General features: G+C 62.2%; 23 protein-coding genes. 4 read left to right on the forward strand and 19 right to left on the reverse strand.

The features are described from left to right. Positions 1-44 precede the first annotated feature (44 nt). Positions 45-1,202 carry an AI-2E family transporter gene (locus tag C501_RS0111400; RefSeq protein WP_018135765.1) on the forward strand — a complete coding sequence of 386 codons (1,158 nt, stop codon included), beginning with the start codon at positions 45-47 and terminating at the stop codon, positions 1,200-1,202. Positions 1,203-1,302: 100 nt separating this feature from the next. Here C501_RS0111400 and C501_RS0111405 read toward each other — a convergent pair whose 3' ends face one another. Beyond that, positions 1,303-2,106: an alpha/beta hydrolase gene (locus C501_RS0111405; RefSeq protein ID WP_018135766.1), complete on the reverse strand. Its 804-nt coding sequence runs from the start codon at positions 2,104-2,106 to the stop codon at positions 1,303-1,305. A gap of 35 nt (positions 2,107-2,141) precedes the next feature. Next, positions 2,142-2,456 (reverse strand): hypothetical protein, encoded by a 315-nt coding sequence (locus tag C501_RS0111410; protein ID WP_018135767.1) that lies wholly within the window; start codon positions 2,454-2,456, stop codon positions 2,142-2,144. Between the two features lie 54 nt (positions 2,457-2,510). Between C501_RS0111410 and nucS the strand changes: the two genes are divergently transcribed. From nucS to C501_RS0111425, 3 genes are all read left to right on the forward strand, one after another. Continuing rightward, complete coding sequence (gene nucS / locus C501_RS0111415) at positions 2,511-3,197, forward strand: endonuclease NucS (protein WP_018135768.1); 687 nt, start codon at positions 2,511-2,513, stop codon at positions 3,195-3,197. Positions 3,198-3,291: 94 nt separating this feature from the next. Beyond that, positions 3,292-4,509, forward strand: a complete 1,218-nt coding sequence (locus C501_RS13360) for an N-acetylglucosamine-6-phosphate deacetylase (RefSeq protein WP_018135769.1) — start codon at positions 3,292-3,294, stop codon at positions 4,507-4,509. Between the two features lie 272 nt (positions 4,510-4,781). Continuing rightward, positions 4,782-4,988 carry a cold-shock protein gene (locus C501_RS0111425; RefSeq protein WP_018135770.1) on the forward strand — a complete coding sequence of 69 codons (207 nt, stop codon included), beginning with the start codon at positions 4,782-4,784 and terminating at the stop codon, positions 4,986-4,988. An 83-nt stretch (positions 4,989-5,071) separates the two neighbouring features. Here the strand turns inward: C501_RS0111425 and C501_RS0111430 are convergent, their stop codons facing one another. From C501_RS0111430 to rho, 17 genes are all read right to left on the reverse strand, one after another. Next, positions 5,072-5,506 (reverse strand): DUF2550 domain-containing protein, encoded by a 435-nt coding sequence (locus C501_RS0111430; protein WP_018135771.1) that lies wholly within the window; start codon positions 5,504-5,506, stop codon positions 5,072-5,074. Positions 5,507-5,517: 11 nt separating this feature from the next. Beyond that, on the reverse strand, positions 5,518-5,823 hold the full coding sequence (locus C501_RS0111435) for a F0F1 ATP synthase subunit epsilon (RefSeq protein WP_018135772.1): 306 nt from the start codon (positions 5,821-5,823) through the stop codon (positions 5,518-5,520). 1 nt (position 5,824) lies between these two features. Beyond that, a complete protein-coding gene (gene atpD, locus C501_RS0111440) occupies positions 5,825-7,279 on the reverse strand; it encodes a F0F1 ATP synthase subunit beta (RefSeq protein WP_026174870.1) in 1,455 nt (484 codons plus the stop codon). Between the two features lie 91 nt (positions 7,280-7,370). Beyond that, the gene (locus C501_RS0111445; protein WP_018135774.1) at positions 7,371-8,264 is read right to left on the reverse strand and encodes a F0F1 ATP synthase subunit gamma; all 894 of its coding nucleotides are present in this window, start codon (positions 8,262-8,264) and stop codon (positions 7,371-7,373) included. 83 nt (positions 8,265-8,347) lie between these two features. After that, positions 8,348-10,036 carry a F0F1 ATP synthase subunit alpha gene (atpA, locus tag C501_RS0111450; RefSeq protein ID WP_018135775.1) on the reverse strand — a complete coding sequence of 563 codons (1,689 nt, stop codon included), beginning with the start codon at positions 10,034-10,036 and terminating at the stop codon, positions 8,348-8,350. Between the two features lie 55 nt (positions 10,037-10,091). Further along, the gene (locus tag C501_RS0111455; protein ID WP_026174872.1) at positions 10,092-10,916 is read right to left on the reverse strand and encodes a F0F1 ATP synthase subunit delta; all 825 of its coding nucleotides are present in this window, start codon (positions 10,914-10,916) and stop codon (positions 10,092-10,094) included. 35 nt (positions 10,917-10,951) lie between these two features. Further along, positions 10,952-11,506, reverse strand: a complete 555-nt coding sequence (locus tag C501_RS0111460) for a F0F1 ATP synthase subunit B (protein ID WP_026174873.1) — start codon at positions 11,504-11,506, stop codon at positions 10,952-10,954. Between the two features lie 58 nt (positions 11,507-11,564). After that, positions 11,565-11,768 carry an ATP synthase subunit C gene (locus C501_RS0111465; RefSeq protein ID WP_018135778.1) on the reverse strand — a complete coding sequence of 68 codons (204 nt, stop codon included), beginning with the start codon at positions 11,766-11,768 and terminating at the stop codon, positions 11,565-11,567. A 106-nt stretch (positions 11,769-11,874) separates the two neighbouring features. After that, positions 11,875-12,675: a F0F1 ATP synthase subunit A gene (gene atpB / locus C501_RS0111470; RefSeq protein WP_026174874.1), complete on the reverse strand. Its 801-nt coding sequence runs from the start codon at positions 12,673-12,675 to the stop codon at positions 11,875-11,877. An 85-nt stretch (positions 12,676-12,760) separates the two neighbouring features. Next, the gene (locus tag C501_RS0111475) at positions 12,761-13,102 is read right to left on the reverse strand and encodes a hypothetical protein (RefSeq protein ID WP_018135780.1); all 342 of its coding nucleotides are present in this window, start codon (positions 13,100-13,102) and stop codon (positions 12,761-12,763) included. Further along, positions 13,099-13,626, reverse strand: coding sequence for a hypothetical protein (locus C501_RS13365; RefSeq protein WP_156807754.1), 528 nt, complete (start codon positions 13,624-13,626; stop codon positions 13,099-13,101). The genes C501_RS0111475 and C501_RS13365 overlap by 4 nt, the downstream gene beginning before the upstream one ends. A gap of 138 nt (positions 13,627-13,764) precedes the next feature. Then, on the reverse strand, positions 13,765-14,892 hold the full coding sequence (locus C501_RS0111485; RefSeq protein ID WP_018135782.1) for an MraY family glycosyltransferase: 1,128 nt from the start codon (positions 14,890-14,892) through the stop codon (positions 13,765-13,767). Positions 14,893-15,037: 145 nt separating this feature from the next. Continuing rightward, complete coding sequence (locus C501_RS0111490) at positions 15,038-16,849, reverse strand: glycosyltransferase (RefSeq protein WP_018135783.1); 1,812 nt, start codon at positions 16,847-16,849, stop codon at positions 15,038-15,040. Further along, positions 16,846-17,673, reverse strand: a complete 828-nt coding sequence (locus tag C501_RS0111495; RefSeq protein ID WP_018135784.1) for an L-threonylcarbamoyladenylate synthase — start codon at positions 17,671-17,673, stop codon at positions 16,846-16,848. Before C501_RS0111495 ends, C501_RS0111490 begins: the two co-directional genes overlap by 4 nt. Beyond that, complete coding sequence (gene prmC / locus C501_RS0111500) at positions 17,670-18,596, reverse strand: peptide chain release factor N(5)-glutamine methyltransferase (RefSeq protein ID WP_018135785.1); 927 nt, start codon at positions 18,594-18,596, stop codon at positions 17,670-17,672. The genes C501_RS0111495 and prmC overlap by 4 nt, the downstream gene beginning before the upstream one ends. Before the next feature lie 26 nt (positions 18,597-18,622). Next, positions 18,623-19,696, reverse strand: a complete 1,074-nt coding sequence (gene prfA, locus C501_RS0111505) for a peptide chain release factor 1 (protein ID WP_026174875.1) — start codon at positions 19,694-19,696, stop codon at positions 18,623-18,625. Positions 19,697-19,803: 107 nt separating this feature from the next. Next, positions 19,804-21,750: a transcription termination factor Rho gene (gene rho, locus C501_RS0111510; RefSeq protein ID WP_018135787.1), complete on the reverse strand. Its 1,947-nt coding sequence runs from the start codon at positions 21,748-21,750 to the stop codon at positions 19,804-19,806. Positions 21,751-21,979: the final 229 nt, after the last annotated feature.

Consider the following 21,979-nt stretch of genomic DNA (forward strand, 5'->3'; position numbering starts at 1 on the left):
CAGCGCGGGGCGCAGAACGTGCTTCCGGCAGTTGGTGGTCCCGGATGCAAAGGCGGTTGCAGCCGAAGTCCGAACCGCGGGAGGGCTGCGCTAACAATGCAGGAGCAGCTTCCAATTCCGACCAGAAGAGCTCTCCGTCGACTAACTCAGAAGCCAGCAAACCGGTGACGGTCAGCCATCCCATCCACTTCGGCTTCCTGTTCACCATCGGCATCGGCATCGCGATGGGCCTGCTCTTCATCGCGCAGAACACCACCCAGCTTCTGGTGTGGATGCTGACCGCACTCTTCATCGCCCTCGGGCTGGATCCCGTCGTGCGCTGGATGGAACGGCGTAAAATCCCCCGGGTGGCTAGTATCCTGACCATCGTGGTCGTGGTCATCGGCACGGTCACAGCCTTCTTCGCCACCTTGATCCCGACCATCGTAGACCAGACCACGCAATTGGTGGAACGAGCTCCGCTCTGGGGGCAGCAATTCCTGGATTCCGACTTCTTCCGAGCCATCGATAATCAGTTCGGTATCCGCAACCGCATGCTCGAGGAGCTCAATAAATTCGCCACTGACTCCCAGGCCGTCGGCGGCGTGTTCGGCGGTGTCCTGAATGTGGGCTCGACGATCGCCAATGGCCTCTTCGGAGCACTGATCGTGACCGTGCTGAGCCTCTATTTCCTCTCCTCGCTGCCCGCGATGAAGCAGTGGGCATACCAGCTAGCACCGCGCTCCCGGCGCAACCGCGTCAAGGAACTCAGCGAACAGATCACGCATTCAGTGGGCAATTACGTCATGGGGCAGGCCTGCGTGGCCTTCCTCAATGCGCTTTTCGCCTTCATCGTGATGTCGATCGTCGGTGTGCCCTTCAGCATCCTGCTGGCGTTCCTCGTCGCCTTCCTGGCCTTCATCCCCTTAGTCGGCGGCGTCATCGCGGGCGTGCTGGTCACCTTGATCGCCTTCAGTGGCGGCTGGCAGCCAGCGCTGATCTATGCGATCTGCTACTTCGGCTACCTCCAGTTCGAAGCCTATGTGGTCTCGCCGCGGATCATGCAGCATGCAGTGGCGGTGCCCGGGGCGGTCGTCGTGATCTCGGTGATCGCCGGCGGCAGTCTGCTCGGGGTTCTGGGAGCGCTTATCGCGATTCCGACAGCTGCTTCGATCATGCTGCTGATCAAGGAGATCGTGCTCAAACGTCAGGACCAGCGCTGAGCATGGAGCAGGTGATCCGGGAAGAGAAAGAACCTGCGAAGAGCACGACAAGAGCAGGATAGTCGCTCCCCTCAGATCCTTTTCCGTTCATGGACTGTCTCTAAACCGAGGCCATCGGACCAGCCCATTCGGCAGGCAGGGTCACCGTGCGTGCCAGTACCGTCGAGGCAATCTCTTCGAGCGCGCGATTGGCGAATTTCTCCCCCACCCAGAGGTGCTTGGCACCGGACACGGGAACCATCTTCGCCTGCGGCACTCTGGCGAACCGCTCTGCAGCCGCATCGGGGCGAAGGTAATCGTCGAGCTCCGGCACCAAGACCGTGAGCGGCCGCGCGGAATCGGCCCAGGCATCGAGATCCTGGCTACCTGCCCGGTGCACCGGAGGCGAGAGCAGAATCGCGCCTTCGGTTTCCTCGGAAACCGGCGGCAGGGCACCGTACTTCAGTGCCAGCTCGGTGCCGAAGGACCATCCCAGCAACCATCGCCCAGGCAAACCTCGCTCCGCGGCGAAGCGGGAAGCCGCCAGCACATCGGCGCGCTCCCCTACGCCTTCTTCGAACTGACCATCGCTGACCCCGCGAGCCGATGCCGTGCCACGGGTGTTGAACCGCAGTACGGCGATTCCCGCCAGTGCCGGAAGCCGGTAAGAAGCTTTCCGGATCACATGGGAGTCCATGAATCCGTCATGGGTCGGCAACGGGTGCAAGGTGACGAGAGTGCCTTTGATATCGCCTTCCGGGAGCGCAAGTTCCCCGACCAGGCGTAGGCCGTCTTCAGTATGCAACTCGATGTTCTCCCGGCGGGCCGGTAGCACCGAGCCAGCTCGGATCGCCCGTGGCTGGCGAGTCTCGGTGAATTCCAGATCATCAGGGTTTCCTGGCACATTCAGCTGCATGACCACCATCCTACGGAGTCGCAGGTGAAATAGCTGACGTCGGATCACCGGCGGAAACTGCGCTTCTGCCAGCAAGCCTTATGCCAGTGTCTACGGGAAGCGATGGCATCGGCCTCCCCCAACATCCAGTCATGCCGCCACACCACCAGATGCGCGGTACCCGAAGCGATGACCCCGCTGCAACCCGGGCAGTGATAGTCCTTGACAGCGGCCTCGGCGGTGACCGGGCGCACCAGCCATTCAGCACCATCGGCGGATTCGACCCGTGGCTCACCGGCCCGGATCCTGGTGATATCGAGCTCTTCCGGAGCCCCGCGCTGCCCGCGCCGAACCTGACGTGAACGACGTGAACGACCCATAGTGGTTCATTGTAATGCTGCTCCAGCTCCTGGGAGGCGGTAAAATAACTGCCTGTGCGTTTAGTGATTGCCCGTTGCTCCGTTGATTACGAAGGCCGGCTCAAAGCCCACCTGCCCACCGCGGTCAGGTTACTACTGGTGAAAGCCGATGGCTCGGTGCTGGTGCACTCCGACGGCGGCTCCTATAAACCGCTCAACTGGATGAGCCCGCCAGCCACGCTCCATGTGGCACAGCATGATCTGGATGATGGCACGATCGAGCAGTGGACCGTGCAGTCGACGAAAAGCGATGATCGCCTGATCGTCCGGATCGCGGAGAAGTTCCACGAGAGCGAACACGAGCTCGGAGTGGATCCAGGGCTCGTCAAGGACGGAGTCGAAGCCGATCTGCAACGACTGCTCGCCGAGCAGATCGAGACCCTGGGCCATGGCTTCACGCTCATTCGCAGAGAATATTTCACCGCGATCGGTCCGGTGGATATCCTCGCTCGCGATGCCGCCGGAAGCACGGTCGCGGTAGAGCTCAAGCGACGCGGCGATATCGACGGCGTCGAGCAGCTGACCCGGTACCTGGAACTACTCAACCGCGATCCGCTACTGGCCCCGGTACGGGGCGTCTTCGCTGCCCAGCAGATCAAGCCGCAGGCGCGGGTGTTGGCCACGGACCGGGGTATCGAGTGCCTCACGCTGGATTACGATGCCATGCGCGGCGTAGACGATATCTCCGCTCGTCTTTTCTGACCCCGTTCCGCTGCTGCGCGATCGGCTTCTCACCTGCCCCCAGGCCCCGCCGGCAGAGCCGGCTACGGCAGATGTCCATGAGAGGATCGATGCTATGAGCACAACGGCGCAGCGCCTCCTGCACGGAACCCTGATCAGCGATGGTGCGCGCGTTGACGATGGGCTTGTGGTCCTCGACGGGGAACGCATCAGCTACGCCGGCCCGGCCAGTGATTTCTCCCCCGCCCCCGATGCCGAACGATTGCCGCTGCCGGAGCAGGCGAAGATCATCCCGGGCTTGGTCGATGTGCACAATCACGGCGCCGCTGGCGCGGATTTCCCTGCGGCCGAGGAGGCCAACGCCCGGGATGCCATCGCGTTCCTCCACCGGCACGGTACGACGACGCTCCTGGCTTCTCTCGTGACCGCCTCGGAAGCAGCGCTCCTGCGCGGCCTAGAACTCTATGCGGACCTGAGTGCAGAAGGGCTGCTCGCCGGTATTCACCTCGAAGGCCCCTTTCTTTCTGCAGCGCGCTGCGGGGCGCAGGATCCGGCTTTTCTACAAGCTCCAGATCTGGCACTGGCTCAGCGGCTGATCGGTGCCGGGCAGGGCCAGCTCACCAGCATGACCTATGCCCCCGAGCTCCCCGGCGCAGCGGATCTGGTCGAACTGCTCACCGAGCACGGGGTCATCCCCTCCTTAGGCCATACCGATGCCGATGACGCAACCGCCGGCGCCTCCTTGATGCAGGCCTTCGATGGGCTTGCCGGCAGCGGCTTCGACGGCCACAGCGCCAGACCCACGGTGACGCATTTGTTCAACGGCATGCCCCCTCTTCATCACCGCAGCCCCGGGCCGGTGACCGCCTGTCTGCGGGCTGCCCGCTCCGGCCGGGCTTGCGTAGAGCTGATCGCCGACGGCACTCACCTCGACCCGCATACCGTGCTCACCGTCTTCGAACTCGTCGGCGCCGCGAATATCCTGCTGGTCACCGATGCTATGGCGGCCACCGGGCTGGCGGACGGCGAGTACCGTCTAGGGCCGGCGGAGGTCACCGTCCGCGAGGGCATGGCCACTCTGAAGAGTAACGGTTCCATTGCCGGCGGTATGGCGACGCTGCTGCAGGTGGTTCTGCGCACTGTTGCCGCCGGTGTACCGTGGGAAGCAGCGGTGCTGAGCGCCACTGCAGTCCCGGCTCGGATGCTGGGGCTCTCCGATGAACTCGGCAGTCTGCGACGCGGCCTCCGGGCAGATGTGCTCGTGCTTTCCGAAGCGGGCCGGTTAGTGCAGACTTTCCGTTGTGGTCAATTATTAGAATCACCCGCACTATGAACTCAGAGCGGACAGAGAGCAGATCGGAAGAGCGCGCCATGAATTCCGCGTGAATTCAGACCCGACATCATGACGCTCATTGACCTAAGAGATTCCTCGTGAAATGCTTAGTATGTCTTTGTGTACGTGTTTTTCATGCTCGCAGGACAAAAGTAAGTTGCGAGCGTGGAGTGCTTGGAACGGCAAACCTGTCGCCCAGAAACTTCTCGCATAGTGACTGCCCCGCGCGAACGTTCGGGGAACACAACGTATCACCACGAGGAGATAGTTATATGGCTCAGGGAACCGTGAAATGGTTCAATGCCGAAAAGGGCTTCGGTTTCATCACTCCGGACGAGTCTGATAGGGATGTTTTCGTTCACTATTCAGAAATCCAGACCAATGGATTCCGCACCCTGGAAGAGAACCAGCGTGTTGAGTTCGAGATCGGCGAAGGCGCTAAAGGCCCGCAGGCCACCGGCGTCACCGCAATTGCCTGAGACTTCGTCTCAATAAAAGAAACGGTGCCTCCCAGGTTCTCCTGGGAGGCACCGTTTCTTTTAACCCGCTCGACGTCCGGCGCTTATCGCCAGGTGCCCACTCCTATCACCGGCCCCGCTTCCAACCACGAATTGAGACCCGCGTAGGCATCGAATCGCATAGCCAGAAGGACTTCGCGGTCTTCATAGGAAAGCGAGACGATCACATGGTCCGCCTGCACTAAAGAGCGTTCTTGTTCCGCCGGCTGACGCCACCCAAGCATCTTCAGTGAACTGCGTCGAAAAGCGTATTCCGGCCGCGGACTCAGAGAAAAGAGTCGAAACCACTCCAGCTGAGTATCACGATAACGACAAACCCCCATCCGCCAGCGGTTTCCCACATAGAGGATGGAGGCGTCGATAGTGCCAAGAGCGCTTCGCAGTTGAAAACGGCGGAGCGCGAAGAGGCCCAGAACCGTGAGCACAGCGAGGAGCAATGTCGAGACGATGACGATGAATACGATCTCGAAATCGTCCATCGTCACCGGGCTCAACGGGGCTCTGCAGTGGCGCTGTCGCTGCTGCCGCGGAGCTGGACATTGTCCGCGACAATAGTCACCCGGTTGCTGTCCACTGAGAAGAAACCGCCATCGATATGCGTCTCGATGCGCTCTTCGTCAATGGGCTCAATCACCAGATCACCCGGGGCCAGGATGGCGAGCACCGGCACGTGACCGGGCAGGATGCCGATCTCGCCGTCCTCTGTTCTGGCACGCACGGACTTCGCCGGTCCGGACCACACGAAGTGGTCGGCCGCGACGATCTCCACCGTGAGCGAGTTCTGTGAGTCAGCCATACTACTTGGTCGATTCCTGGATCTTGGCCCATTGACGCTCGACATCGTCCATGCCGCCGACGTTGAAGAACGCCTGCTCCGCGATGTGGTCGACGTCGCCGTCGCAGATCATCTTGAAGCCTTCGATAGTGTCCTTGATGGAAACCGTCGAACCCTCGACCCCGGTGAACTGCTTAGCGGTGTAGGTGTTCTGGGAGAGGAACTGCTGGATCCTCCGGGCCCGAGCCACCACGATCTTGTCCTCTTCGGAGAGCTCGTCGACACCGAGGATCGCGATAATGTCCTGGAGTTCCTTGTTCTTCTGCAGGATCTGCTTGACCCGCACCGCGACATCGTAGTGCTCTTTACCGATGTACTGCGGGTCAAGGATGCGCGAGGTGGAGGTCAGCGGATCCACTGCGGGATACAGACCACGGGAAGCGATCTCACGGGAGAGCTCGGTGGTTGCATCCAGGTGCGCGAAGGTCGTCGCCGGAGCCGGGTCGGTGTAGTCGTCAGCGGGCACGTAGATCGCCTGCATCGAGGTGATCGAATGGCCCTTGGTCGAGGTGATCCGCTCCTGGAGCAGACCCATCTCATCGGCCAGGTTCGGCTGGTAGCCCACCGCGGAAGGCATCCGGCCCAGCAGCGTGGAGACCTCGGAACCGGCCTGGGTGAACCGGAAGATATTATCGATGAACAGCAGCACATCCTGGTTCTGCACATCGCGGAAGTACTCTGCCATGGTCAGCGCGGACAGCGCTACCCGCAGACGCGTTCCCGGCGGCTCATCCATCTGGCCGAAGACCAGCGCGGTGTCCTTGAGCACTCCCGCCTCGTCCATTTCCACCCAGAGGTCGTTGCCCTCACGGGTGCGCTCCCCTACCCCGGCGAATACGGAGGTACCGCCGAAGTTACGGGCCACACGGGTGATCATTTCCTGGATCAGAACCGTCTTACCGACACCGGCACCGCCAAAGAGTCCGATCTTGCCGCCCTTGATGTAAGGGGTGAGCAAGTCGATCACCTTGATGCCGGTCTCCAGCATCTCGGTGGAACCCTCGAGGTTCGCGAAAGAAGGCGCCTTGCGGTGGATCGGCCAGCGCTCGGTGATCTCCAGCTCGGCAGCGGGAACGTCCAGCAGCTCGCCGAGCACGTTGAAGATATGGCCTTTGACGACATCGCCCACCGGTACCGAGATCGGCTGACCCGTATCCTGAACCGTCGCGCCGCGGACCAGGCCGTCAGTGGCCTGGAGGGAGATGGCACGCACCAGGTTATCGCCCAAGTGCTGCGAGGTCTCGAAGGTGATGGTGTGGCTCTGCCCGCCGAGGGTGACCTCTGCGGTGAGTGCGTTGTAGATCTCCGGAATCGCATCCGCCGGGAATTCAACGTCCACGACGGGGCCGATGACGCGGGCAATGCGGCCGGTCGCGCCGGTACTGACAGCGGCTTGCTCAGTGGTGGTGGCGGTCATCTCTCTCACTTCATTAGGTAGCTGGAGTTACTAAAGTTTCTTACTAAGAGCTTACTGCGCGCCTCCCTGTTCGGGGTGGCTGTGCGGCGGCTCAGGAAGCGCTCAGCGCATCCGCACCGGCGATGATCTCGGAGAGCTCCTGAGTGATCTCGGCCTGACGTGCAGTGTTGCGCAGACGGGTGTATTTATTGATCAGATCGGTGGCGTTGTCCCCGGCGTTCTTCATCGCGCGCTGCCGAGAAGCGAGTTCGCTCGCCGCAGCCTGGAGCATGGCTGCGAAGATCCGAGACTCGATGTACCGCGGAAGCAGCGCGTCCAAAACCGCTTCCGGTTCCGGTTCGTACTCGTAGAGCGGCAGGAGATCACTACTCTGCGTCACTTCCTCCTCGACGACCTCCAGGGGCAGCAGCCGGATGACGACCGGTTCCTGGAGGACCATCGACTTGAACTGGGTGTAGACGATGTGGATCTCGTCGACTCCGCCTTCTTCGAAGGCAAGGTTGAAGTCCTCCAGCAGCGTCTTGCCGATGTCCTGGGCCGTGGCAAACTCCGGATTATCGGTGTTGCCGCTCCACACCTTGGCATAGGGGCGCTCGCGGAAATCGAAATACGCCTGGCCTTTGCGGCCGACGAGGTAGCTCTTGACTTCCTTGCCTTCTTCACGCAGCAGTTCGGCGAGCTGCTCGCCACGCTTAATGATGGTTGAAGAATAGGCGCCGGCCTGGCCCCGGTCAGCAGTGAGGATGAGCACCGCAGCGCGACGGCTCTGTGCCGGTTCCGTGGTCAGCGGATGATCGATCTCAGACTGCGAAGAGACTGCAGAGACAGCGCGGGTGATCGCTGAGGCGTAGGGTGCCGAAGCAGCAACACGGGCACGCGCCTTGCCGATGCGCGAGGTTGCGATCAGTTCCATCGCCTTGAACATCTTGCGCAGCGACGATGTCGAGGCAATCTTCTGGCGGTAGACCCGGATCTGGGCTCCCATAGTTTTCCTTTCGGTTCTTGCCGAAGATATTCCCGAAAGGCTGAGCCGCCGCTAGACTGCTGCGGCTCAGCCTTCGGGCGTGGCTAGCGCTTCTGCTTGACGATCTTCTCTTGGTCCACCTGATCGGCGGCGAGAGCATCGTGCTCTTCACTGCCGGCTTCCACCAAGTGATCGTGGCCTTCGCCGAAGAAACCCTGCTTGAAGTCGACCACGGCGGTCTTGAGCGCTTCGACCGTGTCGTCATCGAGCTGGTTGGTCTCCCGCAGCGTGGTCAGTACCGTGCCGCTGTGCCGGAGGTGATCCAGGAGCTCGCTTTCGAAGCGGCTGACGTCCTCCACCGGAACGTCGTCCAGGTAGCCGTTGGTGCCGGCCCAGATCGAGATGACCTGCTCCGCTACCGGGTACGGCGTGTACTGCGGCTGCTTGAGGAGCTCCATGAGCCGAGCACCACGGGTCAACTGCTGCCTGGAGGCGGCATCGAGATCCGAGGCGAACATCGCGAAGGCCTGCATATCTCGATACTGGGCCAGATCCAGCTTCAAAGTACCGGAGACCTTCTTCATCGACTTCACCTGCGCGGCACCGCCCACACGGGACACCGAGACGCCGACGTCTACGGCGGGGCGCTGGTTAGCGTTGAAGAGGTCCGACTGCAGGAAGATCTGGCCGTCGGTGATGGAGATGACGTTGGTCGGAATATACGCGGAAACGTCATTCGCCTTGGTCTCGATGATCGGCAGGCCAGTCATCGAACCGGCACCGAGCTCATCGGAGAGCTTTGCGCAGCGCTCCAGCAGTCGGGAATGCAAGTAGAAGACGTCACCCGGGTAGGCTTCACGGCCCGGCGGGCGGCGCAGCAGCAGAGATACCGCACGATAGGCCTCAGCCTGCTTGGAGAGATCATCGAAGACGATCAGAACGTGCTTGCCGCCGTACATCCAGTGCTGACCGATAGCCGAGCCCGCATAGGGGGCCAGGTATTTGAAGCCAGCCGGGTCAGAGGCCGGGGAGGCCACGATAGTGGTGTACTCCAGCGCGCCGTTATCCTCAAGGGTCTGCCGTACTGCCGCGATCGTAGAAGCCTTCTGGCCGATCGCCACGTAGATGCAGCGGACCTGCTTGGTGGGATCGCCGGTAGCCCAGTTGTCCTTCTGGTTGATGATGGTATCCACCGCGATCGCGGTCTTACCGGTCTGGCGGTCACCGATAATCAGCTGCCGCTGGCCACGGCCGATCGGGATCATGGAATCGATGGCCTTGATTCCGGTCTGCATCGGCTCGTGCACGCTCTTGCGCTCGGTCACACCGGGCGCCTGCAGTTCCAGTGCACGGGTTCCCTCAGCCTCAATGGTGCCGAGATCATCGATGGGCTGGCCCAGCGGGTCCACCACGCGGCCCAGGAAGGCGTCGCCGACCGGGACGGAGAGGATCTCACCGGTGCGGTGAACTTCCTGACCTTCTTCGATGCCCTTGAAGTCACCGAGGACGATGACTCCGATCTCGCGCACATCGAGGTTCTGGGCCAGGCCCAGGGTCCCGTCTTCGAAGCGCAATAGCTCATTGGCCATGACCGAGGGCAGTCCCTCGACCCGGGCGATACCATCGCTGGCGGTGGTGACCCGACCGACCTCGACGCGCTCTGCGTTACCGGGCTCGTAGGATGCCGCGAACTCATTGAGTGCAGCGCGCACGTCCTCGGCATTGATGGACAATCCCTCTGAGGTTGCAGCCATCTGCTTTCCCTGCTCTTCCTCGTTGTTGATGATCGCCATCGGATCTGGCGACCGGTGTGCTCATTGCTCGGGTACTACTAAACGTTCGTTCTTCTCAGACTAGCTGGCGGCGAAGCTCGCTCAGGCGGTTCATCACCGAAGCGTCGACCACTTCATCGGCAACTTTCACGCGCACTCCGCCGACCAGGGCCGGCTGCACGCTGATGTTGACCGTCAGTTCTCGGCCGTAAAGCCGTTTGAGGCCTGCGGCAAGCCGCTGCTCCTGCTCGGCACTGAGCGGCCGGCTCACCTCGACCGAGGCGATCCACCGCTGTTGGCGGCCCACCGCGAGGGCAGCGAAGTCCTCGACCAGTTTCTCCGGCCGGGAACCGCGCGGAGCGGATACCGCCTGGCTGATCAGCAGTCGCGCTGGTTCACTGGCTCCAGGAACCAGGCGCATGGCCAGCGCGGTCTTCGCTTCTTCAGTCGCCTGGGGTTCATTAAGTGCCCGCTGCAGCTCATGGCTATCAGCAACCGTGCCCCGGAAAGTGAAGAGCTCATGGGCCAGGGCCTCCAGACTGCTGAGCGGAGCGCCTTCGGAGGCTCCAACACGTTCGGTCACAGCGATCGCGGTTGTCGCCGCAACCACCTCCAGTGCATCGCTCAAATCTCGCGCAGCACCCCAGCGTTTGGTGGCCATGCTGGTGACGATCTGCTCGGCTTCCGGGGAAACCTTGCCCTGGACCAGCGAGCTGAGCAGCGCCGACTTCTCCGCGCTCTCGCGAGCCGGATCCGTCAGCGCCCGCCGCAAGCCCGCGGACCCATCGATAACCCGGAGCACTCCGAAGATCTCGCTGGCTAATTCAAGCGTGGCTGAACCCAGCTTCGGCTCCACTTCGGCGAGGCTCTCAGTGAGCGACTGCGCGGAGACTCCCGTCATCCGGGAAACTCCGGGCTGGTTGGGCATAGCACCGGTCACCGTGAGACACCTTCATCGCTGGAAGAGCTCTCCAGATCAGCGAGAAAACGATCGACTACCCGTTGGGAACGGTCATCGTCTTCCAGCGCTTCTCCGACGATGCGCCCGGCAAGGGTGGTTGCCAGAGTTCCCACTTCGGAGCGCAAGGACGTTACCGCTGCCTGGCGCTCCGCCGCGATGACGGTCTGGGCCTGCTCCGTGATCCGGGCAGCCTCCGCCGTGGCGCGCTCCTTCATCTCGGCAAGGATCTGCGAGCCTTCGGCGCGCGCCTCCTCCCGGATGCGGTTGGCCTCGACCCGTGCATCGGTGAGCTGCTGCTTGTACTCTTCAAGTGCCGCAGTGGCCTCCGCCTGGGCCTGCTCGGCCTTGGCGATGCCGCCTTCAATCGCTTCGGTTCGTGCCGCATAGGTCTTCTCGAATGCGGGCACCACGAACTTGATCACGAGGAAAAGCAGCACCGCAAAGGAGACCAGCACCAATCCGGTGTCCCACCAGTTGGGCACAATCGGGTTGACGTCTCCCCCAGGGGCGGCTAACGGTAGCAAACTCATACGTCTACTAATCCTCTCAGGTCCAATCGATCACAACGTCTGTGCGTTGCTTCCGTCATTAGATGACGAAAGCGAACACCAGACCGAGGATCGCCAGTGCTTCGGTCAGGGCCATACCCAGGAAGGCGATGGGCTGCAGCACGCGCTGTGCTTCGGGCTGGCGGGCTACACCGTTGATGTATGCCGCGAAGATGATGCCCACAGCGATACCACCACCGATGGCGGAGAGGCCGTAACCGATCATATTCAGGGAGCCAGTCATGTTTTTCCTTTCACAGTACCCGCCCTAGAGGAGCGGATTGTTGGGGTTATCCCAGGATGGGAAACTTTTTGTTCGAGATGCTGCCTTGGCTGGCGAGCAGCTCCGGTCAGTGATCGTCGGCGTTGACTGCCCCTTCGATGTAGATCGCGGTCAGCAACGTGAAGACGTAGGCCTGCAGCACCATGATCAGCAGCTCCAGGAAATACAGGGGAATGTACATGCCGATCACCAGGATCGAACTGCCTTGTACCAAGAGATTGTCCTGCGTGGCGAGGAACTCGAGTGCGTACCCCGCGATCAGTACGATCATATGACCGGCCAGCATGGTGGCGAAAAGACGCAGCGAATGCGTCATCGGCCGCACCAGGTAGTTGGAAATGATCTCGATGGGGATCACGATAGGCAGCACGTACCACGGCACTCCCGAAGGCACTACGGATAGCTTGAAGTAGCGCAGGCCGTGGCGTTTGAGACCGACTGAGATCCAGAAGAAGTAGACGATCAAAGCGACCGCGTAGGCGCCGCCAACGTGCGAGAAGGTGGGGATCTCGAAGAAGGGGATCGCACCGAAGAGGTTGTTCACCAGGATGAAGAAGAAGAAAGTGAACAGAAGGGGGACGTACTTGAGGAAGTTCTTGGCACCGATGATGTCTTTGCCGATGGAGTCCCTGACGAATCCATAAGCCATTTCTGCAGCGAACTGAAGGCGTCCGGGAACCATTTCCCGCTTCCGCAAAGCGACGATGAAGAACCCAGCGATCAAAACCACTGAAAGCACAACGAGTACGTGGTACTTGCCGATCCCGTCCCATTGGAAAAAAGGGCCTGGTAAGCCAGCTTGTTCAATTCCGGGCGGGTTGAATCCGCCGTCGGAGGATCCCTCAGTGGGGAGCATAAGCGCGATCAACGCGTTTCCTCTCTGCTGTGTCCGGCATTGGGCAGGGCAAGAAGCTGGGTAGAAAAGTTACAAGAACGGCACACTGCGATGGCGTTCATAACCCGGCTCCTTTGTCATGGTCATCGTCATCAGACCGCTCGGTAGTAGACCGAGCGAAACGTGGCATAAAAGAAAGGTAAATTCCTCCGGCTAAGCCCAGGAGCGCCCCCGCCACGGGCAGCCACTGGATACCCAGCAGACTGCCCAGCCCCCAGCCTATCAAACTCCAGACCGCAATTCCGGCGATGATATAGCCGAACACGGCCATTCCGGCCTGCTGGGTCTTTTCGCCGCGGCTATCCGAGGTACCGCCTTCGGCAGCGGAGATCAATGCCTTCCGCGTGTTCTCGGGCGACACAGAGTTCTCGGCCGACAGCTTCGACTTGTTCAAACTCATAGCGCACCCCTCGCGGGGTGTTCTGAATGGTGCCCCGAGCTCTGCTCGGTGCGCTCCCCCGACGTCGCCTCCGGATCAGTGTAGAGCTGCCAGCGCACCCTGGAGAAACCGAGGACTTCGGCGCCAAGCCACACCAGAACCGTGATCAGGGCAGTTGCGAAGAACCAGAATCGATCCAGCCATTCGGGAACCCCCAGAATCAGCAGTCCGATCGCCAAAACGAAGAACTTGATGGCGTATCCCGCCATAAACATGAGCAAGAGATTATCCGGCTGATTCTTCCAGACGATATGCGCAGCGTATAAAGAACTGCCCAACCCAGCGATCGCGACCACGGTCGCGAGCAGTGCGCTCAGAGCCGCCCACGGGGAGGCGAGCACCGCAGCGAGCAACGTGAGCAGCAGAGCAACCGGCAAGGTCGTGATAAGACACAGTCGCAGGATCCTGCCCCAGGGTTCTACCGTGGCACCAGACACCTCAAGCGCTGCTGCGTGAGTCGCAGAACCGCCGTGGGTCTTGTCCATCGTTGCATTACCAATCTAGATCAGGCTTTGGTCTGGAAGCCAGCGAAACAGGGAAGTTCTCCAGATGAATGAGCGCCGGATCACATGGAAATTCTACACGAGATAGAAGGCTGGTGATGCCACTACCGGCCGAGGGTGCTAAGCGTAAGTCGTATCACTCTCAACGGCGGACCGTCGGGTGAGTTTCTGGGCTTGCCGGATCGTGAACACCGCCAGAATTGCGACCGCCAGAATATCCAGCGGTAAGACGATCTGCCAGGGGAAGGCGGCGAAGGCCACTCCGCCGAAAGCGAGGACGAAAGTCCAGAGGTACATCAGCAGCACCGCCCCGCGATGCGAGTACCCCAGATCGATCAGCCGATGATGCAGGTGTGCACGGTCCGCGGAAAAGGGCGAGCGTCCGGCGAGAGTACGGCGCACTACGGCGAGTGAAAGATCGAGTACCGGGACCAAGAGGATCGCGATCGGCAGCACGATCGGCACGAAGATCGGGATACCACCAGCGCGAGCATAGATATTGGTCGGCAATCCAGTGGCCGCGATACCCGCCGAAGCCATGATCAAGCCGATCAGCATGGCGCCCGAATCGCCCATGAAAATCTTCGCGGGGCTCCAGTTGTGCAGCAGGAAGCCAAGGCAGGCGCCTACCAGAATAGCCATCAGCAGAGTCGACAGATCGGACCAGTCGGCCCGGTCCGAGGCTCGGTTGACCCAGTAGGAGCAAAGGAAGAACGCAGCTCCGCCGATCGCGGCGACACCCGCGGCCAGCCCGTCTAGGCCATCGATGAAATTGAAAGCGTTCATCACCAGGACGATGAGGAAAACGGTGAGACCGATTTGGACAAAAGGATTCGGGATCTCGATGACTCCGGTGGGAAAGGGGAAGAGACGCATCCTGACGCCCCAGAGCGCCACCACAAGAGCGCCCAGGCTCTGACCTACCAGTTTCGCCCACCAGGGCAAGTCACGGATGTCATCGATAACCCCTACGATGACGATGATGATCGCACCGAAGAGAATCCCCCAGGGCGCGAAAGTCCCTTCATAGATCTGCCCGACGAAATAGGTCTGCGAGGCGATGAGCAGCACGAGGGCGAAACTGAGGAAAAGCCCTAAACCGCCAAGCCGGGCCACTTGATCCGCATGAATATCCCGGTCCCGGATTGGAGTGAAGACTCCGAACCGCCGGGCGAGCCCCCGGGCTAACCACGTACCACCGTAGGAGATCACGGCGGCGAGGAGCATCATGATCAGGTAAATCGTCATCCGAGCGGCTCACACCCGTTCATCGACCCTGACCATTTTTTCATACCTCTTATCTTGCCATCTCGCAGCCGGATTCCAGGTAACGCCTCACTGGTGATGGGCCATGTGGTCACCAGCAGCAACCTCCGCCAGCCTTGTCAACGGATCAGGTAGCTGAGCGCCTGCTGAATACTGCACGGTACCCGATCTTCCTCGCCCCGGTCGGAATCAGCCGATAGAGGCATCGGACCAGAACGTTACGCAGCCACTGCACGGGGGTGATGTACCCGGCGCGCAGGAGCCGTAGCTGCAAACGGAGTTCCGCGCCGAGCAGTGCGGGCCCTCCGCGCCGCTGATACGCTCCCGCGCTCACCCGATAGCGCACAAGCGGCTCGGGCAAATTCACGCCCCGATAGCCGGCCCGGAGGAGTCGCAGCCAGAGCCAGAAGTCTTCCATGCGCAGCAGATCCCCGTACCCACCCACGGCCTGTACGGCGGAGCGCCGGTAAACCACGGACGGATGATGAAAAGGACTGCGGAACCCGGTGTTCGCAGAGATCTCTGCCGGGTCCGTCGGGATCCGGCGGTAAGCCAGCGGCTCGTCTTCCGCTGCACCGATCTCCTCGATCGCGGAGCCGACAATATCGTACCCAACCCGCAGATACGGCAGCTGATACTCGAATCGTTCCGGCAGGCAGACATCATCGGCATCCATCCGGGCGACGATATCGTTACGGCACTCGGCCAGGCCTGCGTCCAGAGCCCCCGCCAAACCCTGAGCCGCGGGCATCCTGAGCACGCGCAGCGGCACCGGCTGCGGATCGGCCTCGAACGCACGCAGCACGGCCTCCAAGGGCTCGGGCACCGGACCGTCCCGGACCACGACGATCTCCGCAGGAGGCAGGGTCTGCTCCGCCCCGGCGGAAACCACCGCGCGCTGGAACATCTCCGGCGAATCGCCGGAGTACACCGGCAGCAGCACGGAAAACGGTTCTGCCACCCCGGCCTGCGGCTCAGCTGAACCCAGCTGCCACTTCGGCAGGTCATGGATTTTCGCCAGCACCTGCTCATTGCTCTGCGGCGATCGCAACAAGCCGTCCCGCAGCCCGCGCGCCCCGGCGCGCAGCACTACGGGCTTATCGCTGGAGCGGAGGATCATCAACCCCCAGCGTCGTAGCGAGGCGAGGCCGTACAGTAGTTTCTCCTGGGCCGTCAAAGACCTGGAGCGGCTGAACATCCAGAGCTTATTGCGCACCTCGAAATAGAATCGTTCGCCGATATCGACGGTGTTGGAATCGAAAACTTTAGTCCGATGCGTCACCGCAGATCGGTCGCTGGAAAGCGCGAGCCGGCCTCGCGCGAGCCGGGCGCTGAATTCGAAGTCATCGTTCCAGAGAAAGTAGGCGGCAACGGGGAGCCCTTCGTGACGCACCGCCTGCGCATCGATCAGCAGAGAGACGAATGAGGCGGAGCGCACCGGACGGGCACCTCGCTGCTGCGCCTGAGCTAGCTCCCCGGCACCGGCCCGCCAGCGTGTCCGGGGCCGGTTCATGGGGTGCTCGCGGCCATCGTGCCAGAGCACCCGACTCGCGATCAGAGCGGGCCTGCGACCCTGCGGATAGCTCTGCCAGAGCTTCAAGGATTCTTGCAGAGTGTCCCGATGCGGTTCGGTATCGTCGTCCATGACCCACAGCAGATCCGGATCGTGATGAGCCAGTGCGTGGGCCATTCCCACGGTGAACCCTCCCGCGCCGCCGGTGTTCTGCGGTAGTTCGACGAGCTCATAATCGAGCTTGGTCTCGAGCTCGGCGCGCAGGGCGTGTAAATACGACACGGATCCATCATCCGAGCCGTTATCCACCACAACCAAGGCCTCCGGCAGCCGCTCCCCCGAGACCAGCGCAGTGATCGCGGCTTCCAGGAGGTCGCGCCGGTTATAACTGACCAGTACCGCAGCTACGCGCGGCTGATCGCTCATCCGCTCTGTTCCGGGCGTTCGGTGCGCGGAGTCTGCGCACTCGGATGCTCTGCCGGACCGGTCGAATCAGAGGCCACACCGGTCCCTGCCGGCTCCACCTCTGACTGCTCCGGCTCGGCCGATGCGGGCTCAGCTGCATCGGATTCGGCAGGTTCCGGTTCTTCACCGATACCGAGCACGTTCGGCACAATCTCACGCAGCTGTTCCAAGGTAATACCGCCCAGACGGACCACGCGTAAACGGCCTCCGGTGGCGTCGACAATCGTAGAAGGCACCGGTTCGGCTCCATCAGCCGGGCGGTCTCCATCGCCGAGATAGGCTTCGACCGCTCCCCCCAGCTGGGCTTTGGTCCCGGCAGCTGTCCTGGCGGTGGGCTCGCCCGTGCGGTTCGCCGAGGATACCGCTAGCGGCCCGGTGAGCGTCAGCAGATCCAGCGCCAGCTGATCGTCCGGCATCCGCAGGGCTACGGTTCCCTTGGTGTCGCCGAGATCCCAGTCCAGCGTGGGATGTGCGTAGAAGATCATGGTGAGCGCGCCCGGCCAGAACGCTTCGGCAAGCTGCCGCGCCTCATCGCTGACCTCAGCCGCCAGCCCGTCCAGGGTCTGAAGCCGCTGGATGAGCACGGGCGGCGGCATCGACCGTCCCCGACCCTTAGCCGCCAGCAGGGTAGCGACCGCAACCGGCGAAAAAGCATCCGCGGCGACACCGTAGACCGTATCGGTGGGCATCACCACGATCTGTTTCTGCGAGATCGCTTTGCGCGCATGCTCCAAGCCTTCGTGCCGCTGCGCGGGCACCGTGCAGTCGTAGACAATTCCGCTCACGTGCTCATTCTTTCACTTTGATGTCCATGTTTGCGGCCATTCGCCGCTAAGCGGCCGCCCGTGGCCCGGTCCCGCCCCGTGAGATCGCGATGCCCTTCGACCTCGGCGAAGCCTTCCGCGAGCAGCACTCTTCGGGCTGCAGCGGCCTGGCTCTCGGCGTGCTCCATGATGAAGTATCCGCCGGGGCGCAGCAGCTTGGCGGCTCGGTGCGCTGCCGCTGCCGGCAGCGTCATACCCTCGGGCCCGCCGCCATAGAGCGCCAGCTCCGGATCGTGCTCAGCGACTTCCGGATCGACCGGCACCGCCTCATCCGGAATATACGGCGGATTGCTGACGACGACATCCGCTCTGCCTTCGAGCTCCGGAAAGGCTTCCCGCATGTCCGCCTGCTGCAGAGTCACCGCAAGGCCGGTCCTCTGGATATTGCGCTCAGCCCAGGCCGCGGCCAGCGCCGATAGTTCCACCGCGTATACCCGGGCTTCCGGCACCTCACTAGCCAGCGCCAGCGCCAGCGCCCCGGATCCGGTGCCCAGGTCGATCGCTATCGGTGCACCGACAGGAGCTTGCGCACAACTCACCAGCCTTTGCAGTTCTTCGATGGCCGCCTGCGCCACGATCTCGGTCTCCGGTCGAGGAATGAAAACACCCGGGCCCACCGCTAGCTCCAGATGCCGGAAGGGCGCGATACCGGTGAGATGCTGCAACGGCACACGGCGGACGCGCTGCGCGACGAGCTCCGGATATCCTGGTGGAATCTGGGCGCCGCGGAGCGCCACCGCGCGGACTTCGCCTAGGCCCATCCCCAGAAGATGCCCGGCCAGCAACTCGGCGTCAAGAACAGGGTTCTGCACCCCGGCTTCCGCCAGCTGAGCAGCCGCAGCGCGCACCGCCCCGGCCAGGTCTTCCGATTCCTGCCAGTCCATGTCTTGAATCATTCGTGCCTCATCCCTCATCCGCCCAAGGCGTCGAGGCGGGCCTGCTCATCCATATCGATGGCGGACTGGACCACAGGGCCCAGATCTCCCCCCATCACCGCATCCAGGTTGTAGGCCTTGTAGCCTGTGCGATGGTCGGCAATCCGGTTCTCCGGGAAGTTATACGTGCGGATCCGTTCGGAACGGTCCATCGTGCGGATCTGAGAGCGGCGCGCCTGGGCGTTCTCAGCATCGATCTGCTCCTGCTGATGAGCGAGCAGACGGGCGCGCAGCACTCTCATCGCCGCTTCGCGGTTCTGCAGCTGGGACTTCTCATTCTGCATCGCGACGACGATCCCGGTGGGCAGGTGCGTAATCCGCACCGCTGAGTCGGTGGTGTTTACTGACTGCCCGCCGGGGCCTGAGGAGCGGTAGACGTCGATCTTGAGATCGTTCTGGCTGATCTCCACTTCCTCCGGCTCGTCGACTTCCGGGAACACCAGAACCCCGGCCGCTGAGGTGTGAATCCGGCCCTGTGATTCGGTCACCGGGACCCGCTGCACCCGATGCACGCCGCCTTCGAATTTAAGCGAGGCGAAGACTCCCTCCGCAGGGTCGTTGGAGCGGCCCTTGACCGCCAGCTGGATATCCTTGTACCCGCCCAGATCCGATTCCGTAACGGAGATGACTTCGGTCTTCCAACCCCGAGACTCGGCGTAGCGGGTATACATCCGGACCAGATCGGAGGCGAACAATGCGGATTCATCCCCGCCTTCGCCCGCTTTGACTTCCAGGATGACATCCCGGGCGTCATCCGGATCGCGGGGAATGAGTAACCGGCGCAGCCTGTCCTGCGCTGTTTCCAGCTGCTCCTGCAATTCAGGGACTTCCGCAGCGAACTCCGGATCCTCTTCAGCCATTTCCTGGGCCGCCGCGAGATCGTCGTTCAGCTGGCCGACCCGATGATGCGCCTCAACGATATTGCTCAGCTCCGCGTAACGCCGGCCTAATTTCCGGGCCAACCCGGAATCAGCGTGCACCGCCGGGTCGCTGAGCCGGAGCTGCAGCTCGGCATGCTCATCAAGAAGCCCTTTGATCGAATCGAACATCCCATCCTCCACAACTGGCGTTTCTCTCATGCCGCGGCGCGCGGCTCTGCACGAAAAACGCTCGTGGTCTCCTCCTGAAGCGGGGGAGACCACGAGCGTTGAACTAGCTACTTGTCGTCTTCAGACTTGGCGCCCAGAGTCGTCTTCTGCACCTGCATGAGGAACTCGACGTTGCTCTGCGTCTCACGCAGCTTGGTGGTGAGCAGCTCCAGTGATTGCTGCTGCTCGAGGCCGGAAAGCAGGCGGCGCAGACGCCACATGATCTTGACCTCTTCCGGCGAGAGCAGGTTCTCCTCGCGCCGTGTGCTAGATGCGTTGACATCCACGGCCGGGAAGATCCGCTTCTCCGAGAGCTGCCGGGAAAGCCGGAGTTCCATATTGCCGGTGCCCTTGAACTCTTCGAAGATGACTTCGTCGGCCTTGGACCCGGTTTCCACTAGAGCCGTGGCGAGGATTGTCAGCGAGCCCCCGTTCTCGATGTTCCGGGCGGCACCGAAGAATCGCTTCGGCGGGTAGAGCGCGGCAGCGTCGACTCCGCCGGAGAGGATCCTGCCGGAGGAAGGCGCTGCGTTGTTGTAGGCCCGGCCCAGACGCGTCATGGAATCGAGAAGAACCACAACATCCATCCCCATTTCCACGAGACGCTTGGCGCGTTCGATGGAGAGCTCGGCGACCTGAGTATGGTCATCGGCCGGCCGGTCGAAGGTCGAAGCGATCACCTCGCCGCGCACGGAGCGCTGCATATCGGTGACTTCTTCAGGGCGTTCGTCGACCAGCACCATCATCAGGTGCACATCGGGGTCATTAGTCGTGATCGCATTGGCGATGGACTGCAGGATCATGGTCTTTCCCGCCTTGGGCGGGGAGACGATCAGCCCGCGCTGACCCTTGCCAATGGGCGCGACCAAGTCGATAACACGCGTGCCGAGCTTCTTCGGCTCGGTCTCCAGGCGCAGCCGGTCCTCCGGGTACAGCGGCACCAGTTTGCCGAAGTCCACCCGGTCCTTCATCTCCTCCGGGCTCTTGCCGTTGATGCTGGTGACTCGGACCAGGGCATTGAACTTCTGCCGCTGATTGCCGCGATTCTCTTCGCCTTCACGAGGAGCGCGGATAGCTCCGACGACCGCATCGCCCTTGCGCAGGTTGTTCTTCTTGACCTGCGCCAGTGAAACGTAGACGTCGTTCGGCCCGGGCAGGTAGCCGGAAGTGCGCACGAAGGCGTAGTTATCCAGGACATCGAGGATGCCGGCTACCGGCAGCAGCACGTCATCGTCGGTGACTTCCGTATCATCGACTTCCGGGCCCTGGCCGCGGCGGCGTTCGTTGCGCCGCTCGTTCCGGTTGCGACGGTTGTTCCGGCCGCCGTCCTGGTTGTTATTGTCCCGATCGCGATCCCGGCTGCGACGGCGGTCATTGCGCTGCCGCCCACCATTGCTCTCATCGCTTTCAGTGGCTGCGGAACCGGAAGCCTCCGACTTGGCGTTGTCTTTAGTGTCTTGAGCGCCGTCCTGATTCTCGGAGCCATTCCGGCGATTGCGTCCGCGCTGCCTACGGTTGGAGTTGCCCTCCCCTTGGCCGGACTGGCCTGCGCTCTGCGAATCCTGAGAGTCAGCGGAATCCGCTGCGGAGTCGCCCGCACCGCTCGCAGCCTCTGCTGCATCCGCCTCGACCTTGCCGTTGGAGCCGGCACGGCGCCCACGGCCCCGACGAGCCGGCTGCGTGTCATCGCCGGATTCCTGTACTGCGGGCTGCTCCGACTTTTCCTGCCCGTTGGTTCCGGCAGTTACCGGGGACTCCGCAGCGTTTTTACCCGCCGCCTGCCCTTTTGCGCCGTTACCCCGGTCAGCCACACTGGAACCGCGTTGATGCGCGGAAATCGCGGTGACCAAGTCACCTTTACGCATCCGGGAGCCTCCCGTGATGCCGAGCTGCCCGGCAAGTGCCTGCAACTGCGCCAGCTTCAAGCCAGCAAGACCTTGAGATGCGTTACCGGCCGCAGATGCGGCAGATCCGGTGCGCTCCACACCTGTTTCCAGGCTGGTGGTTTCTGTCACGAAGGATCCTTCCCCCTCGATATCGACTCCTAGGAGTAGGAGCCGCGTTGATTAAATGTGCAGCTGGCTCGCCGGCGTCATCACCTCGGCATACCAAAAACCAGCTATCCAGCTCGCAAGGCATCATGCGTCGCCCCGGCGGCACAGCCACGATCACTGCGGAAAAGATAGCTTCCCCCGCGAAATTCTCGCCATGCTGCCTGCGAAGTCCGGCCAGTGAGATAGTTCT

Source organism: Acaricomes phytoseiuli DSM 14247, assembly GCF_000376245.1.
GTDB classification, from domain to species: domain Bacteria; phylum Actinomycetota; class Actinomycetes; order Actinomycetales; family Micrococcaceae; genus Renibacterium; species Renibacterium phytoseiuli.